The organism is Streptomyces sp. LaBMicrA B280 (genome assembly GCF_049222185.1).
GTDB classification, from domain to species: Bacteria; Actinomycetota; Actinomycetes; order Streptomycetales; family Streptomycetaceae; genus Streptomyces; species Streptomyces murinus.
The window spans coordinates 22,715-36,998 of sequence record NZ_JBMJCT010000012.1; the positions used below are offsets into that span (position 1 = coordinate 22,715).

A 14,284-nucleotide genomic window follows, 5' to 3' on the forward strand; every position below is an offset into this window, starting at 1 on the left:
CTCCGGGGTGCGCGAAGGCGAGGAACTGGAGGGACGGCCCATCGGCCGGAACACCAAAGTGCCGTTACGGCGGGACAGCGGGCCGCACGCCGGGTGCGAGGCCGCACTCAGCGTGCGGGTGGGTCTAGACCTCCGGGCGCAGAGAGAGGCCGAGCAGGGCTTCCACCTGCGTGATCGTGCTGACGGAGTCGGTGGCCAGCACCGTGGCGATGCCGAGTTCTTCCGCCGGAGGCAGGTTGCGGGCGGTGTCGTCCACGAACACGCAGGCCTCGCCGGGCAGTTCCATCAGCCCCAGCATGATCGTGTACAGCTCGGGGTCGGGCTTGCGCATCTTGTGGGACTCGGAGATCAGCACCACGTCGTGGTGCGTGTCGAGGTCGTAGCCGCCGTAGATGTCGTACGGCCCGGAGCCGAGGCTGTTGGAGAAGATCCCCGTTTTCACACCGGCCGCACGTGCCGCGGCCACGGCGGCGATCATCTCGGGCGCCGGATGGAGGTCCTCCAGCACCCGGCCGAGCAGGTTGTCCCCGTCGATGCCCAGGAGCGCGGCCGTGCGCTCGTTCCACTCCTCCTGGCTGATCGCTCCGCGCTCCAGGTCGGCGTACAGCCTTACGCCCTCGGGGTCCTTGGCGATGACGGAGAGGAAGGTCCCGTCACAGAAGCCCGCCCGGCGGTCGAATCCGGACGCACAGGCGGCGACGCTGGTCGTCAGTACCCCGCCGAAGTCGAGGATCAGGCCCGTGCGCTGGGTCATGTTGCACTCCTGGCGGTCTTGAGCATCGTACGGGTCTCGATCAGGTGTTCGCCCAGGCTGCGGGTCTCTGCCGAATTCTTCGCCCGCACCACCCGGTACAGCTCGGAGACGCGCCGCAGGGTCTCGCGGTGCTGGACCTGACCGACCAGCACCAGGGCATGGTGGGCGTCCCCGCACGCCTGGTCGGTGTTCCCGGCCCCGGCGTGGGCTTCGGCGCGGGAGATGAACGCGCTGCACCGGTGGCGGACCATCTCGCCCGGCAGCCGGTCGATCGCCTGGTCCAGGGACGGCATCGCCTCGTCGTAGCGGCGAAGGCGTACCAGGTCGCTGCCCTCGTAGGCGGTCGCCTTCGACAGGTCGAACCAAGCGATCCCGCCCCACCGCTCGTCGTCCATCGTCCCGGACAGCAGCGTGCGGGCCCGGTCCAGGCTGGTGCGGAAGCCGTGTTCGTCTCCGGCGGAGGCGAACATCTCGGAGGCGACGGCGTTGGTCCACGCCTGCATCCGCTTCGACGCACCGCGCTCGGCGGCGTCCACGGCGGCGAGCGCGAAGTCCAGGCCGCTGTCCGGATCGCCGTTGTACGAGGCGCTGAACGCCCGGCCGCCGAGGATCAGCGCGCTGATCTCCGGGCTGTCGATCTCCTTGGCCACCGCATAGCCGAAGTCCATGAACACGCCTGCCTGTTCATCGTCCCCGAGGTCGAGCGACAGCAGGCAGGCCACCAGCGCGGCCATCTCCGCCATGTGCGCGAGCAGGGAGGCCCTTGGTCCGGCGGGCTGGTCCTTCGGTCGCAGCGACATCACCAGGTCGATGTGGTCACGGGCGATCGGGGCGAGCGTCGCGGCTGGAAGGGACTTGTACGAGCGCCGGTAGCTGTCGCCCATCGCTCGCAGTTCGGTGACGGTCTGGGTATCGACGGCACCGCGAGAGGATCGAGCGGGCTCGGCCTGGGCGTTGGCGGACAGGCCGGTGACGGCGGCGGTCAGGCCGGCCATCGCACCGAGTGTGAAGGAACGCCGAAGCACGCTTCCGGGACCTTCCACGTCGGGCTGAGCCGCGCGTGGTGTCGACGGGGAAGACCGGTGTGGGCTTGACGACCGGTCGTCGGCTCCCCAGTCCGGGAACCGAACGTCGACGGCCAGCAGGTGAGGGGCCGCCACCCCCAGGAGACGGGCCAGCCGCTCGGCCGTATCAACACTGTCGAGCGGTCGGACCCCGCGCTCCACCTGCGACACCCACGACTCCGACAGTCCCATGAAGTCGGCGAGCGTCTTCTGCGGCCAGCCCTTGCGACGCCGGGCCCTTGCGACCCGCACGCCGACCACCTTGTCGATGTCAGCCACCGGACCACCGTACCGATTGCCGAGTGGTTGTGGCCCGCACACGCGCATTCGGGTGCGGGCCACGGCAGTTCACGCCGTCAGCGCTGCGACGCGTACGGCAGGAAGCTTGCCCAGGTGGTGGGGGTGAGGGCGAGGCGGGGGCCGGTGGGGTTCTTGGAGTCGCGGACGAGGATGTGGTCAGGGATGGTGGCCACCTCGACGCAGGAGGGGCCGTCGGACGAGCTGTAGCTGCTCTTGACCCACTCCGTCGCGACCTCGACGCAGTCCGGCCCTTCGGGCGTGCTGTAACTACTCTTCATCCACTTCGGCTCGGGGTCCATGCCGCTCCCTGTGGGTTCAGTGTTTCGACGCGTACGGCAGGAAGCTCGCCCAGGTGGTGGGGGAGAGGGCGAGGCGGGGGCCGGTGGGGCTCTTGGAGTCGCGGACGAGGATCTGCTCGGGAACGGCAGCTACTTCGACGCAGTCCGGTCCTTCCGGCGTGCTGTAACTGCTCTTTATCCACTCCAGCTTCATGTCTCTCCAAGCACTTTCTCGATGAGGGCCGACGACTTTCGGGGGCTGAGAGCCTGTGCCCGGATGATTCCATAGCGCATCTCTAGGAACTGCACCTCTTTCGGGTTGGTGATCACCCGGCTGAGGTCCTGCACTTCGACATGGCCGACCGTGGTGCCGTCGTTGAGCCTGAGCAGCCTGAACGACCCGCCGAGGCCTGAGTTCTCCTCCAGGCTCAGGGGAAGTACTTGTAGGTCGACGTTGGGCAACTTGGCCACTTCCAAAAGCCGTTCGAGCTGTCTGCGCATGACCATCCTGCCCCCGATGGGCCGACGAAGCGTCGACTCACATTGCACGAAGCTGAAGGCAGGCCACGGCGACGTCTCGTTGATGATCGCCTGCCGGGCCAGTCGGGCGACGATGCGCTGCTCCAGCTCCTCCTGCGTGAATACCGGCCGACGTGCCTGCAGACCGACCCGTGCGTACTCCTCGGTCTGCAACAACCCATGCACTACAGAGTTGTTGTAGGCACACAGCTCGGTCGACTCCGCCTCAAGTTTCTTCAGGTCCCGTACCTTCTTCGGGTACCGGACCTCCTCCAGGTCCGTCTTCAGCGCGGAGATCTTGCCCTTGGCGTCCAGCGCCTCGTCCGCCGCGTCGAGATACTCGGGGCGTGGGATCCGCCGCCTCCGTTCGACCGAGGAGACGAGTTCCTCCCCGTACCCGATCCGCAGGCCGAACTCGGTCTGGGTGAGGCCCGCCGCCTCGCGCCACAGCTTGAGTTGCCGGGCCACCGTGCGAATGACGGCCCCGGCCTCCTCGTCCTCCAGTTCCGCGTCCCAGTCGCTCACGTCCGCCGCCCTCCCGTCGCCAACTGCCGGGCCCAACCGTGGACGTGGGTCGCCGGTCACGTCGTACAGCCCGGACGGATCCGGACGGCTCACGGACAGGCACTGGTCGCACGGGCCACCGATATTCACAGGCTACGCAGGCGCGGCCACGCTGCGTGATGTGAATCAGGAATCTCAGCAGACCGCCCCGGCGCTGAAGCCGCCGCGCCAGTTCTCCGTACCGCTGTCGGCCACCCGCAGGGGCGCCCGCCTGGCGAGGCTGCTCGCGGTCGAGCAACTGGACTCATGGGGCGTCCCGTTGGACCCGGCACGGCTGATCGTGGCCGAGCTGGCGACGAACGCCGTGCTGCACGGCAGGGTCCCGGGCCGCAGCTTCCGCCTGACCCTGGCGGTACCGGCCCCGGGCCTCCTGCGCATCGAGGTCACGGACACCCGCGCGGAATCCCTCCCGGTCCGCAACCCCACCCCCGCCGAATCCGGCTACGGCCTCCTCCTGGTCGACACCCTGTCCACCCGCTGGGGCGTCCGCCAGGGCCCGGTGCCGTGCAAGACGGTGTGGGCGGAGTACGCGTTCGCTCCGCTCGGGCCCGCAGTCCACCCGTCACGGTGAGAAGAAGCGTCCGAACGGGTGCGATCCAAGGGGCACATAGCCAGTCGTGAGACGGATTCCCTAGGCTGCGGCGGCATGAAGGGGCGGCATTCGGCGCTCGCCTCATGGACATGCGAGGGAGGGCACAGGTGAACTCCTACAGCAAGCCAGGGAAGTTGGTGCGGAACCGGATTCCGCAGATCATCCGCGACGGCGGGGCCGAACCGGCCGTCCATACCGCGGGGCGGGGCGAGTATCGCCAAAGCCTGCGGGACAAACTCGGCGAGGAGGTCGCCGAGTTCCTCGCGGCGGACGACGATGCGGCGCCTGAGGAGCTGGCGGACGTGCTGGAGGTTGTCCACGCCCTCGCCGCGGACCTGGGAGTCGACGAGGAGCAGCTGGAGAAGATCCGCGCGGCGAAGGCAGCCGAGCGCGGTGACTTCTCCGACCGGATCATCTGGACGGGCAACCGCTGACCGGAGGTTGCCTGGACTGCCGAGCCGCACAGGACCTCAGGTCTCGGGCTTGGTCAGTACGGCATGGCAGACGCCGGGCAGCGGCAGCTGGGGGGCCTCGACAGTGGGGACGAGGCCGGCCCGGCGGGCGAGGGCGATGATCTCGTCCGGGGCGATGCCACGCTGGAAGGTTCCCTTGCTCAGGCTGGACCAGAAGCCGTCGTGGTGAGGTGTCCAGCCGCCGTCTGCGGCAGCCTTGGTGATCTCCTCGGGTGACCGAGCGACGACGACGACATGGCCACCGGGGCGGACGAAGGAGGCCGCGTCTTCGAGTGCCTGGATCCGTCGCCAGGGGTCGGGCAGCACGTTGAGGACGAACATCGAGGTGACGAGGTCGAAGCCGGCCCGTCGGGGGCGTGGCCAGCCGAAGCCGTCGTGCGGGTCGAAGCCCTCGGCGTCCAGGCCCGATGAACGGTAGTGGGTGACGTCGGCGCCGTGGCCGCAGCCGTGATCCAGGACGCTCTTGACGTCGAGCGGACCGGTCAGATGGGCGGTCACGACCCGGGAGGCCGGAGAAGGTCCGCGCCGGTTCATCGCGGTCTTATGGGGCTGGTACTCCCTTTTGACTGTGACCGTGGGGCTCTTCCCACTGAGCTCGCTCATGGGAAAGAGCACATCCACAGGCTCTGCGCTCTGGAGCGTGACAGGCACGTCGATCAGCAGCGCGGAGTGGTCGGTGAACGCCTGTGGCCCGGTCCGTACCCCCGAGTCCGGGGTGACCGTGGTGGTCGCTGTCAGATGGTCGCTGAGCAGGGCGAGATCGCAGCGGAAGCGGCTGGGTCTGCCCAAGTGGACGCGCTCGAAGGTGAAGGCGGGCGCGGTCCCGGCGGTGGTGTCCACCAGACCGGCCCCCTGCATCAACTGCTGTAGCGCGCGCCGTTCGACCTTGGTCGTGAAGTCGCTGATCTCCTCACCGAACAGGCCGTCCTCGGGCCGGGGGGCAAGGTTGAAGTCGCCGCAGACCAGCAGCGGGCGGCCGCCCTCGGCGGCAGCCATCGAGGCCAGTTCCGCGAGCTGGGCGGTGCGGGAGGCGCCGGTGTAGGAGTCGAGATGAACTTGGAGGACGACCAGCCAATCCAGCTCGCTCCGCTGGACCCATGTGTCGGGTGAGGTCACGGGCGGAGGGGTGAGGTCTTCACTGGTCCAGAGGGCCAGGTGCCCGTCCCCGCCGGCAAAGGCGAAGCCCGGGAGTACGGGCGGCAACCGGTCGGCGGGTTTGAACGGTTCCTGGGCGAGTACGGCTTTGACACCGTGTTCGCGCAGCCAGGAGGCGAGTCCCGAGCGGGCGTCGAGGGAGCCGAGACGTTTGTTGAGGTTGACAGAGGCCATCAGCACGAGGAGTCCTTGAGGTCACAGTGGCAGGGGTCTTCCGGAGGCGGCCTCGTCGCGGAAGGCGTCCCACAGGATGTTCAGCGGGTGTGAGGCGTCGTATGCCTCGCGTTCGCCCTTGCGGGCGAAGACACCCGAGATCAGCTGGAGCATGGGGTCGAAGTCGTCGGCGAAGTCGATGAGGCGGAAGTCCTCGCTGGTGGGCAGGCGTCCGGCGACGGCGGCCTCGCCGATGGAGCGGGCGCACAGCATGCATCCATAGGTCATGCGGGACCGCAGCAGAGCGAGTCCGTAATAGATGTCGTCGATCTCGGCGGTGATCTGCAACTGAGAGCGAAAGTCAGGGCCGTACCAACGCTCGATGAAGTCGGTGATCACTCCGCGGGAGGGGATGACCAGGGGGAGGGTCCGCAGCCGGTCGACGCCGATGGTCCTGGCGGCGAGTTCGCGCACCGGCAGGTTCGTCAGCAGAGCCAGTCCCTCGCGGTGCCATTCAAGGAAGTCGTAGTCGGGTGCTACCCGCTCGGCCGCCGCGTCGGCCGCGAGACCGCCGCACAACAGGTCGACCTGGTTGGAGTCCAGCCGTTTCCAGAAGTCGCGGGTCCGTACATGCACGACCTTCAGTTCGATCTCCCGCTCCAGCAACTGGGGGGCCACGCGCTCCCAGACTCGGCCGAGGAAGCCGAGGGTGAATTCGGTCGTCCCCACGGTGAGCGTCGAACCGAGCCGCCGACGGGAGTCGGCGATGCCGTGCAGCCACGTGGCGAAGGTCGCGCGTGCTCGCTCGACCACCTCAAGCCCGGTGGGCGTGAAGAGGAAATCCTTGCCCCGCCCCTGCTTGACCACCAGTAACTCTCCGGTGAGAGCCTGAAAATTGCGGTTGAGGATGTCCAACTGCTTCTGCACGCTGGACTGCTCGCGTCCAAGAACCTTCGCCGCAGCCAGCGCGGTACCCGTCTCGCGGACGACGATAAGCGTCCGCAACTGGTCCCAGGTCAGATCCAGCAAGTGCGGGGAACACGCCAGCAGATCGACACGGAACCCCTCCGGCCCCGGCACTCTCAACGGACCGGATGGCAACGACGGCACCATGACGCCCCCTCTCTGACGCGGCATCCACCAGCTTGCATTGTCCGCATGGCCAGCGGAACTGGACTTCTCCGCATTTCATCCCGAGAAAACCTTTAAATGTCCGATCGGACATAGGGATATCGCGGACTGTTCCTGGCAACATTTCAGCAGACGCCTTGAACCTGAAGGGCGAAACCCACAGTACTGTCCACATCCTGGGGGTGAGCCATGCTCTCAGCCGAGTCGATCACCGATTTGATCGATCAGGGCTCAATAGTCTGGTCCGGCCAACTTCGCGGCGACGGCTTGTTGCTGAGGCTCGGCTCGCCGCTGCAGCCGCTCGTGGTGCCCGGCGCCGAGGTGATCGACCTCGCCGAGCAATCCAGTATCGACCACCTCTATGGCGAGCCGGTGACCGAATGGAACACACATGACGTGATGCCCGGCGAATTACTGCTGGGAGCGGTCGCAGACCCTCTTCGGCTCGGTGCCGGAGTCATGGGAATGATCGGCGGGCTGAGCCACCTGGCCCGTGTCGGTCTGGCTGTTCACGTCACCAGTCCGTTCGTCCTGCCCGGCTGGAACGGGCACCTCACGCTGGAACTCGTCAACACCGGACCCGCTGCGCTGCGACTGCATCACGGCATGCCGCTGGCCCGCCTGCTCCTCTTCGCCCTCGACGGCCTTCACGCCGAGGATGCCGCGCCCCACTCGTTCTACGGCCGCGAGGCCGACCTGAAGAGCCGATACGCCGACGAGTTCCCTGTCGGCCCGAACCGGAGGTGACCCTGATGGACTGCCAGTTCTGCACCGAGTTCACCGCACAGGGGAGCACGACACGGATCATCACCGAGACCGTCGGCGGCTGGGTGCTGCTGCCCACCGTCGGTGCCCTCACCCCGGGTTACTGCCTGTTCATGCCTCTGGAGCACCTGGATGCCGCCGCCGACATCACGCCAAGCGGCCTGGATCGGGTCGCCTCGGAGGCGGAACAGATGCGCGCGCTGATCCAGGCCCGTTACGGGCCGGTCATTCTGGCAGAACACGGCCCACGCGACTGTGAACTCGGGGCTTCCTGCTGCAGCCACTGTCATCTGCACCTGATCCCTGTCCGGGACCCTGACGCCGTCACCGCCGCTTATGAGAAAACCGGCGGTCCCGGCCGTCGGCTCACCGCGCTGTCGGATCTTCCGGCAACGGCCGACGGCTCCTACCTCTACCTTTCGCCCAGGTCTGGTGAGCACTACTACTGGCCCTCGGCCGGATTCGCCCGCCAATTCGTGCGCCGCGTCTGCGCCGAACAGCTCGGTGTCGGGGCTCTGTTCGACTGGCGTGACCATCCGTTCACCGCCCACCGCGAGCGCACGTTCGCTGAGCTCTCCGCAGACCTGTACTTCGGGTACGCCGCCTGACGACGGAGAGGGAAACCGCGCGATGGCAATAATCCTGCCGCGCCCGCTGCACGCACTCACCGCGGCCGAGCTGGCGGACGCGGCCAAGGACCGGCGCTGGCCGAAATGGCAGACCATGGCCCTGCTGCACGCACTGAAACTGCCTGTCCTCGACGCTTGTCTCATCGAGCCCGGTCACAGCACAGCCGTGGTCCGCACCGCCGCCCACGCCCTCGCCGCCGCGACCGGCAGCGGGAACCTGATGATCCGCTCCGACGGCGGAGTGGAGAAGAAGCAGTACTACCGTGGCGGCAACACCTTTCCGGTCGAGGCGATACCGCCACGCGCGGCCGGGCTGCTGGCCGACGGGCGGGCCGTGATCCTCGTCGAGCCCACGAACCGTTTTACCAACCGCCTCACGGTGCTGATGCGGATGGACCGTCCGGGGCCGGGACAGCCCGGTCATCTCACGCTGGAGGCCCTCGGCCCCGGCTATGACGTCGCGGACCTGACCCGTGGCCAGATCCCGCCACAGGTCACCGTCCACCTCGAAGACATCGACTGGGGCCGCTACCAGCCTCCCCGCTGGAACGAGTGGCAGATCACCGGCGATCTGTGTCCCGGCGGTGAGGAGGCCCGGCGCCGGCGCCGCCTGGAGCGGCTGGCCACCCAGACCCTCACCGATGGCGGTCACTTGCACGGCACCGCGGGCGCCGATCACGCCGAGGCGTGGCTGCGGGAGCACGGCTTTCTTCAGCTGTTCACTCCGCAGCCGACCCGTGAGGCCGTGGCCCGACGCGCCCGGCGACTGTTCGAGGACGCCTTCTTCATGGCCTTGGCCCAGCCGAACCGGAACTGGCATTGCCTGGCCACGGCGTTCTCCGTCTTCGACGACCATCGCACCGTCTACTGGGACCTGGTCGACGGAGAACGTAAGTACGCCACGGCCGCACCCGCCGCCGCCAACCATCAGGAACGGGCTGCATGACCACCGGACCGATCTACCTCGACCACCAGGCCACCACGCCACTTGACGAACGCGTGCTCCACGAGATGCTGCCGTTTCTCACGAGCGAGTACGGCAATCCCTCCAGCCCGCATGCCTATGGGAGGGCGGCGGCAGGCGCCGTTCGTACTGCCCGCCGCCGCGTCGTCGAGCTGGTCGGCGCCAAGAGCGATCTGGAGATCGTATTCACCTCCGGTGCCACCGAGGCCGACCACCTCGCGATCGTGGGTGCCTCCCTGGCTGCCCGCCCGCACGGCGGCCACCTCGTCACCACCGCGATCGAGCACAAGGCCGTCCTCGCCGCCTGCCGACGGCTCGTCGACCACCACGGTTACACCCTCACCCGCGTCGGCGTAGACCGGCACGGCCGGGTCCACCCCGCCGACATCGCCGCGGCCCTCACCCCGCACACGGTGCTGGTCTCGGTGATGCATGCCAACAACGAGATCGGTACGCTCCAACGCCTCGCGGCTGTTGCGGAGATCACCGCCTCGCGCGGCATCGTGCTGCACACCGATGCTGCCCAGAGCGCCGGCTACGGCCTGTTGGACGTCAGGGAACTCGGTGTCGACCTGGCCTCGTTGTCCGCCCACAAGCTCCACGGCCCCAAGGGCATCGGTGCTCTCTACGTCCGCGGCGGTCTCCGGATCACCGCTCAGCAGACCGGCGGCGGACAAGAACGCGGACTGCGGGCAGGAACTCCCAATGTCCCCGCGATCGTGGGCTTCGGCGCCGCGGCTCACCTCATCACGACCGATGCCGTGCCACCTCCGACGTGCATCCGCGCACTGCGTGACCGGCTGCAGGACCGCCTTCTGTCGGCGATCCCCGGCGCACGCGTCAACGGGCACCCAGACCGGCGACTGCCCGGGAACCTCAGCCTCACCTTCCCCGGCATCGAGGCCGCCGACCTTCTCGAACGCCTCCCCGGTATAGCCGCGTCCACAGGATCTGCCTGCAACACCGGAAGTGGTGAGCCATCCCACGTCCTGACCGCGATCGGCCTCACCCGCGCGCAGGCCCGCGCGACCCTCCGGTTCAGCCTCGGCCGCACCACGACTGCCACCGACGTAGACCAGGCCGCCCGTCTCGTCATCCGCACCGCACACGCCTTGGCACCGACGCCTTCTACGGTCTGATCACTCCCGGAGAGAGCGGACCAGGGGCGAGTACGAGGCCAGTGGCCCGACCTCGTCCGATTCCTGGACGTGTCCGACGTGCGCCGGCCCGTGCAAGACGGTGCGGGCGGAGTACGCGTTCGCTCCGCTCGGATCGTCCGGAACGGTGTGATCAGGAAGCGATGCCGAGCTCGGCGTGGGTGCGGTCGAGGAAGTCGCGGACGGACGATTCGCGCCGCCAGGGTGCGAGCGCGGTGTTGAACTCGCGGACGTAGTCCTTGGCCCGGGAGGACCGGACCCGGGCCAGGATGTCGACGGACCGGTTGCCCAGTGCGAGGCCGTGGTCGAGATCGCGGGCCTGGAGGTGGGCGGTCCCGACGATCGCGAGGCGCATTCCGACCGAGCGGGTGAACACGCCGGACGGCATGGCGGCGGCCTGCCGGTCCCAGGCGAGAGCGGCTTTGGGGATCTTCAGGTCCCGGAAGACCTCCGTGGCGTCAGCGGAGAGGCGGGCATGGCGGTAGAAGTCGATCCACGCGGGCTCCGGTCCGCCCGCGGCATCGGCCCGGCCCAGGAGATCCTCGGATGCCGCGAGGACGCGCGAGGCGGCCCTGACGGCGCCGTCGCGGGCGTGGGCGCGGGCCTCGATCAGCTTGGTGAAGGCCAGAACTCTCGGCGCGGCCTGCCCTTTGGCCCGCTCGAAGGCGCCCTGCGCCATGTCGATCGCCTCACTGACGAAGCCCCTCATCAGGGACTGCATGGCCATCGTGGTCAGCACATAGCAGCCGAGCTGGACGTCCCCGCCCGCGCGGGCCAGGCGGAGGGCCTGGATGAAGTGCCGCTGGGCGACGTCGTGTCGGCCGACGTCGAACGCGGTCCAGCCGGCCAGGCGCGACAGTTCGGCGGTGACGGAAAACAGTTCACGGCCGACGGCATCGGTGAAGGAACCCCGCAGCAGCGGGGCGGCCCGCTCTTGGAGGCAGACGGTGACGGAGTCGGCCTTCCAGCTCCCGCCGCCGTACTTGGAGTCCCAGCGCCGGGCCTCCTCGGCCGCGTCCCGGAGTTCGGCGAGGTCGGCCTGGCCGACCTGTCGGCCGCCCCGGTGATCGGCGGAGCCGTCGACGGGGGTGACCAGCCAGCGGGTCACGGGGGTGGTGAACGCGGACGCGGCGAAGCCTGATCCGGCCAGGAAGTCTCGGCGGTTCACGGAACTCCAGAACGCAGTGGCCTCTTGGACCGCTTCGGCACGGTCCCGTGGGAAATCCAACCCCACCCGCACGTCCGGTGTCTCCGCGTCGGCCATGCCGATCTCGGCGAGTGTCACCGGCCGGCCGAGCCGTTCACCCAGGGCCGCGGCGATCAACTGAGGCACCGGCCACTTCGGGACCATCCCCCGCCTGCACCAGTTGGCGACGGAGGTGTGCGAGTAGTCCGTGGCCAGACCGGTCCCCTGCGCGAGCTGATTGACGCGTAGAGCAAGAGACTTGTTGCTGGCTCCGCTGGCCTCAATGAGCCGGGCCAGATCCGCGTTCGGCGGCCGTGTCCGGCGGACGGTCGATGCCACGACCTGCTCCCTTGACCTTCGCTGCGTACGGAAGCGCATACGCGGCGCCCCCGCATCGGGCCACCGAGGGTATTGCCCCGCGGGCTCGCGGTGAATCGGATCCGCGAGTTGTGAGCCCCCTTGCGAGCCCTCCCGGCCGCCCCGGCCGACGGGTGTGATGAGGAGTCCGGGCGGCCGTGGACCGGGAGGACCCCCTGGTCGGCGGCCGCCGCCAGGCATCACGCTCGGGGGTGACCCAGATGTGCGGAATCGCAGGACTGGCCGGAGGCGACGCCGTCCGGCACGTGAAGCCCGTCGCGGCGATGGGCGATTCGCAGCACCACCGCGGTCCCGACGGCACCATGCACGCCGCCGCCGGGGACGGGCGGGCGGTGCTGGCCATGAACACCCTGCTGATCGTCGAGCCGTGGGCTGTGCCCGGTCCCTACCTCGACGGGGCTACCGGCGTCCTCCTGGCCTTCAACGGGGAGATCTACAACTGGCGGCAGCAGGCCACGGCCTGGGGCATCGAGATCGGCGAGCGGGATTCGGACGCCCACTTCCTGCTGCGGGCCTGGGCCAAGATCGGGCCACCCTGCCTGGACGGGCTGGACGGTATGTTCGCCCTCGCCGTCTACGACCCCCGCACCGGGAAGCTGTTCCTGGCCCGCGACCGGCTCGGTGAGAAGCCGCTCTACTGGCGCCTCGACGGCGGCCGGCTGGCGTTCGCGTCCGAAGTGACCACGCTGACCGGCTACGGTCCGGCGCCCTTGGTCCTACGACCCGAGGTCACCGCGATCGAGACCCCGGTCGGCGCCGACACCCCGTTCCAGGGCGTCCAGTTACTGGCCCCGGCCACCTTATTGTCGTTCGACGTCACCACCGGCTCCCTCGACCAGACGACCTGGTGGCGCCTGGAGAACCGAGCCCCGTTCACCGGTACCTACACCGAGGCTCTGGCCAGGTTCGCCACGATCCTGGCCGAACAGATCCCGCTCAGGTCCCCGGCCTGCGACTTCGCTCTCCTCCTTTCCGGCGGACTGGACTCGGCGGTGCTGGCTCACCTGATGCGGCCGCCGGTCTGCGTCACCGTCCGCTACCCGGGCCACGACCGCCTGGACGAGTCCGTCACGGCCGCCGCGATCGCCCGGGACATCAGGGCCGAGCTGGTGGTGGTCGAGCCGGGCCCCGCGGACTTCGCCGCGGCTCTGCCGCACATGATGCGGGCCCTGGACTATCCCATGGGCAACGCGTCCACGTTCTCCGAGTACATGGCCTACAAGAAGGTCTCCGCACTCGGCCTTCGGGTCGTGATCGGTGGGCTGGGGCCGGACGAGTTCCTGATGGGCTACGTCCGCCAGGCCCTGGTCCTCTTCGGTCCCGACGCCGTCCTGAACGCCGGGCTGGCGGCGTACCGGCCGCTGGCCGCCAAACTCATGCACACCGCGGGCGAGCCCCTGGACCCCGTGGCGGCCGTCACCCGGCTGATCCTTCGCGGGCCCGACCCCGACGGGCGGGTCAGGGACCTGGCCGCCGACGCGATGGCCCGCGCGGGCGGCGACGTGGCCCGCGGCCTGACCCTGACCGACCTCGCGACAGCCTGGCGGCCGCTGGTGATGACCAGCGACAAACTCGCCTCCGCCTTCGCGCTCGAACGCCGGTCCCCTTATCTCGCCCGCGACCTGGTCGAGTTGTCGTACCGGCTTCCCGTCGAGCACAAGATCAGGGAACCGGCCCAGGGCAAACGGATCCTGCGGGACGCCGCCAGGGCCATCGGCCTGCCCCGGGAGGTCTGGGGCGGCCGGGACAAGTTCGGCTTCGCCTCCCCGGTCCCCGCCTGGCTCGACGGCGATCTCGCCGAATGGGCCGATGACCGGATCAACGCCGCCCTTGCCGACGCGCCCATGGGATTCCGGCCCCTCCTCAAGCGGGGTCTGGCCCGCGGCGGCCGGTACGAACGCACCCGTATGCAGGCACTCATGGCGGCCGCCTGGGTCCGCGACCAGGCGGTGAGGTCCGCCGCCGCGTGATCCCCAACTGCCGCACCAGCGTGTCGGAATGCGCTCCGACACCACCGCGCCCCCGGCCCCGGGCGCCGCCCGCGGAGCCGTCGCGATCCTCGCCAACCGCCGCGGCGAACTCCTCCTCCACCTGCGCGACGACCTCGACGAGGGCGTCGAGCTCCGGTTCTTCGCCCCCGAACACCTCGACATCCTCACGATCCCGCCGTTCATCCGGGGCGGGATCCACCGCCACCTGGCCGCCAGGCCCTGCTGAGCACC

At 69.1% G+C, this 14,284-nt stretch carries 16 protein-coding genes and 1 pseudogene; 8 read left to right on the forward strand and 9 right to left on the reverse strand.

Annotated elements, in window-relative coordinates:
- Positions 1-124: 124 nt before the first annotated feature.
- The 6 genes and pseudogenes from ACLF5H_RS12915 to ACLF5H_RS12940 form a co-directional block, all read right to left on the reverse strand.
- On the reverse strand, positions 125-754 hold the full coding sequence (locus tag ACLF5H_RS12915) for an HAD-IA family hydrolase (RefSeq protein ID WP_421676203.1): 630 nt from the start codon (positions 752-754) through the stop codon (positions 125-127).
- On the reverse strand, positions 751-1,749 hold the full coding sequence (locus ACLF5H_RS12920) for a hypothetical protein (RefSeq protein ID WP_421676335.1): 999 nt from the start codon (positions 1,747-1,749) through the stop codon (positions 751-753). The genes ACLF5H_RS12915 and ACLF5H_RS12920 overlap by 4 nt, the downstream gene beginning before the upstream one ends.
- A gap of 162 nt (positions 1,750-1,911) precedes the next feature.
- Positions 1,912-2,145: pseudogene (locus tag ACLF5H_RS12925) on the reverse strand (helix-turn-helix domain-containing protein); the annotation flags it as partial.
- A gap of 29 nt (positions 2,146-2,174) precedes the next feature.
- Positions 2,175-2,417 carry a DUF397 domain-containing protein gene (locus ACLF5H_RS12930; protein WP_421676204.1) on the reverse strand — a complete coding sequence of 81 codons (243 nt, stop codon included), beginning with the start codon at positions 2,415-2,417 and terminating at the stop codon, positions 2,175-2,177.
- 16 nt (positions 2,418-2,433) lie between these two features.
- Complete coding sequence (locus tag ACLF5H_RS12935) at positions 2,434-2,610, reverse strand: DUF397 domain-containing protein (RefSeq protein ID WP_421676205.1); 177 nt, start codon at positions 2,608-2,610, stop codon at positions 2,434-2,436.
- On the reverse strand, positions 2,607-3,440 hold the full coding sequence (locus ACLF5H_RS12940; protein ID WP_421676206.1) for a DUF5753 domain-containing protein: 834 nt from the start codon (positions 3,438-3,440) through the stop codon (positions 2,607-2,609). Before ACLF5H_RS12940 ends, ACLF5H_RS12935 begins: the two co-directional genes overlap by 4 nt.
- A 160-nt stretch (positions 3,441-3,600) precedes the next feature.
- Between ACLF5H_RS12940 and ACLF5H_RS12945 the strand changes: the two genes are divergently transcribed.
- Both ACLF5H_RS12945 and ACLF5H_RS12950 read left to right on the forward strand, forming a co-directional pair.
- On the forward strand, positions 3,601-4,050 hold the full coding sequence (locus ACLF5H_RS12945) for an ATP-binding protein (protein WP_421676207.1): 450 nt from the start codon (positions 3,601-3,603) through the stop codon (positions 4,048-4,050).
- Positions 4,051-4,178: 128 nt separating this feature from the next.
- Entirely contained in the window at positions 4,179-4,505 is a 327-nt protein-coding gene (locus tag ACLF5H_RS12950) for a nucleoside triphosphate pyrophosphohydrolase (protein WP_421676208.1), read from the forward strand.
- A 36-nt stretch (positions 4,506-4,541) separates the two neighbouring features.
- Here ACLF5H_RS12950 and ACLF5H_RS12955 read toward each other — a convergent pair whose 3' ends face one another.
- Both ACLF5H_RS12955 and ACLF5H_RS12960 read right to left on the reverse strand, forming a co-directional pair.
- Positions 4,542-5,873, reverse strand: a complete 1,332-nt coding sequence (locus ACLF5H_RS12955; RefSeq protein WP_421676209.1) for a methyltransferase domain-containing protein — start codon at positions 5,871-5,873, stop codon at positions 4,542-4,544.
- Between the two features lie 21 nt (positions 5,874-5,894).
- Positions 5,895-6,881, reverse strand: coding sequence for a LysR family transcriptional regulator (locus ACLF5H_RS12960; RefSeq protein ID WP_421676210.1), 987 nt, complete (start codon positions 6,879-6,881; stop codon positions 5,895-5,897).
- 291 nt (positions 6,882-7,172) lie between these two features.
- Between ACLF5H_RS12960 and ACLF5H_RS12965 the strand changes: the two genes are divergently transcribed.
- The 4 genes from ACLF5H_RS12965 to ACLF5H_RS12980 are packed head-to-tail and all read left to right on the forward strand — an operon-like array spanning position 7,173 to position 10,480.
- The gene (locus tag ACLF5H_RS12965; RefSeq protein ID WP_421676211.1) at positions 7,173-7,730 is read left to right on the forward strand and encodes a dCTP deaminase; all 558 of its coding nucleotides are present in this window, start codon (positions 7,173-7,175) and stop codon (positions 7,728-7,730) included.
- Between the two features lie 5 nt (positions 7,731-7,735).
- Positions 7,736-8,356 (forward strand): hypothetical protein, encoded by a 621-nt coding sequence (locus tag ACLF5H_RS12970; RefSeq protein WP_421676212.1) that lies wholly within the window; start codon positions 7,736-7,738, stop codon positions 8,354-8,356.
- A gap of 22 nt (positions 8,357-8,378) precedes the next feature.
- Positions 8,379-9,323: a hypothetical protein gene (locus ACLF5H_RS12975; protein ID WP_421676213.1), complete on the forward strand. Its 945-nt coding sequence runs from the start codon at positions 8,379-8,381 to the stop codon at positions 9,321-9,323.
- Entirely contained in the window at positions 9,320-10,480 is a 1,161-nt protein-coding gene (locus tag ACLF5H_RS12980) for a cysteine desulfurase family protein (RefSeq protein ID WP_421676214.1), read from the forward strand. Before ACLF5H_RS12975 ends, ACLF5H_RS12980 begins: the two co-directional genes overlap by 4 nt.
- 151 nt (positions 10,481-10,631) lie before the next feature.
- On the opposite strand, the gene ACLF5H_RS12985 is transcribed toward ACLF5H_RS12980, so the two are convergent.
- Positions 10,632-12,023 (reverse strand): sporulation protein, encoded by a 1,392-nt coding sequence (locus ACLF5H_RS12985; RefSeq protein WP_421676215.1) that lies wholly within the window; start codon positions 12,021-12,023, stop codon positions 10,632-10,634.
- A gap of 176 nt (positions 12,024-12,199) precedes the next feature.
- Here ACLF5H_RS12985 and ACLF5H_RS12990 point away from each other — a divergent pair, with 176 nt between their 5' ends.
- Positions 12,200-14,032, forward strand: a complete 1,833-nt coding sequence (locus ACLF5H_RS12990; protein ID WP_421676216.1) for an asparagine synthetase B family protein — start codon at positions 12,200-12,202, stop codon at positions 14,030-14,032.
- 28 nt (positions 14,033-14,060) lie between these two features.
- On the forward strand, positions 14,061-14,279 hold the full coding sequence (locus tag ACLF5H_RS12995; RefSeq protein WP_421676217.1) for a hypothetical protein: 219 nt from the start codon (positions 14,061-14,063) through the stop codon (positions 14,277-14,279).
- Positions 14,280-14,284 lie beyond the last annotated feature (5 nt).

Excerpts from the sequence above, each read along its gene's own strand:
- ACLF5H_RS12920 (WP_421676335.1), bottom strand. The coding sequence starts at position 1,749 with ATGGCCGGCCTGACCGCCGCCGTCACCGGCCTGTCCGCCAACGCCCAG.
- ACLF5H_RS12930 (WP_421676204.1), bottom strand. The coding sequence starts at position 2,417 with ATGGACCCCGAGCCGAAGTGGATGAAGAGTAGTTACAGCACGCCCGAA.
- ACLF5H_RS12935 (WP_421676205.1), bottom strand. The coding sequence starts at position 2,610 with ATGAAGCTGGAGTGGATAAAGAGCAGTTACAGCACGCCGGAAGGACCG.
- ACLF5H_RS12915 (WP_421676203.1), bottom strand. The coding sequence starts at position 754 with ATGACCCAGCGCACGGGCCTGATCCTCGACTTCGGCGGGGTACTGACG.
- ACLF5H_RS12955 (WP_421676209.1), bottom strand. The coding sequence starts at position 5,873 with ATGGCCTCTGTCAACCTCAACAAACGTCTCGGCTCCCTCGACGCCCGC.
- ACLF5H_RS12965 (WP_421676211.1), top strand. The coding sequence starts at position 7,173 with ATGCTCTCAGCCGAGTCGATCACCGATTTGATCGATCAGGGCTCAATA.
- ACLF5H_RS12970 (WP_421676212.1), top strand. The coding sequence starts at position 7,736 with ATGGACTGCCAGTTCTGCACCGAGTTCACCGCACAGGGGAGCACGACA.
- ACLF5H_RS12995 (WP_421676217.1), top strand. The coding sequence starts at position 14,061 with ATGCGCTCCGACACCACCGCGCCCCCGGCCCCGGGCGCCGCCCGCGGA.
- ACLF5H_RS12975 (WP_421676213.1), top strand. The coding sequence starts at position 8,379 with ATGGCAATAATCCTGCCGCGCCCGCTGCACGCACTCACCGCGGCCGAG.
- ACLF5H_RS12980 (WP_421676214.1), top strand. The coding sequence starts at position 9,320 with ATGACCACCGGACCGATCTACCTCGACCACCAGGCCACCACGCCACTT.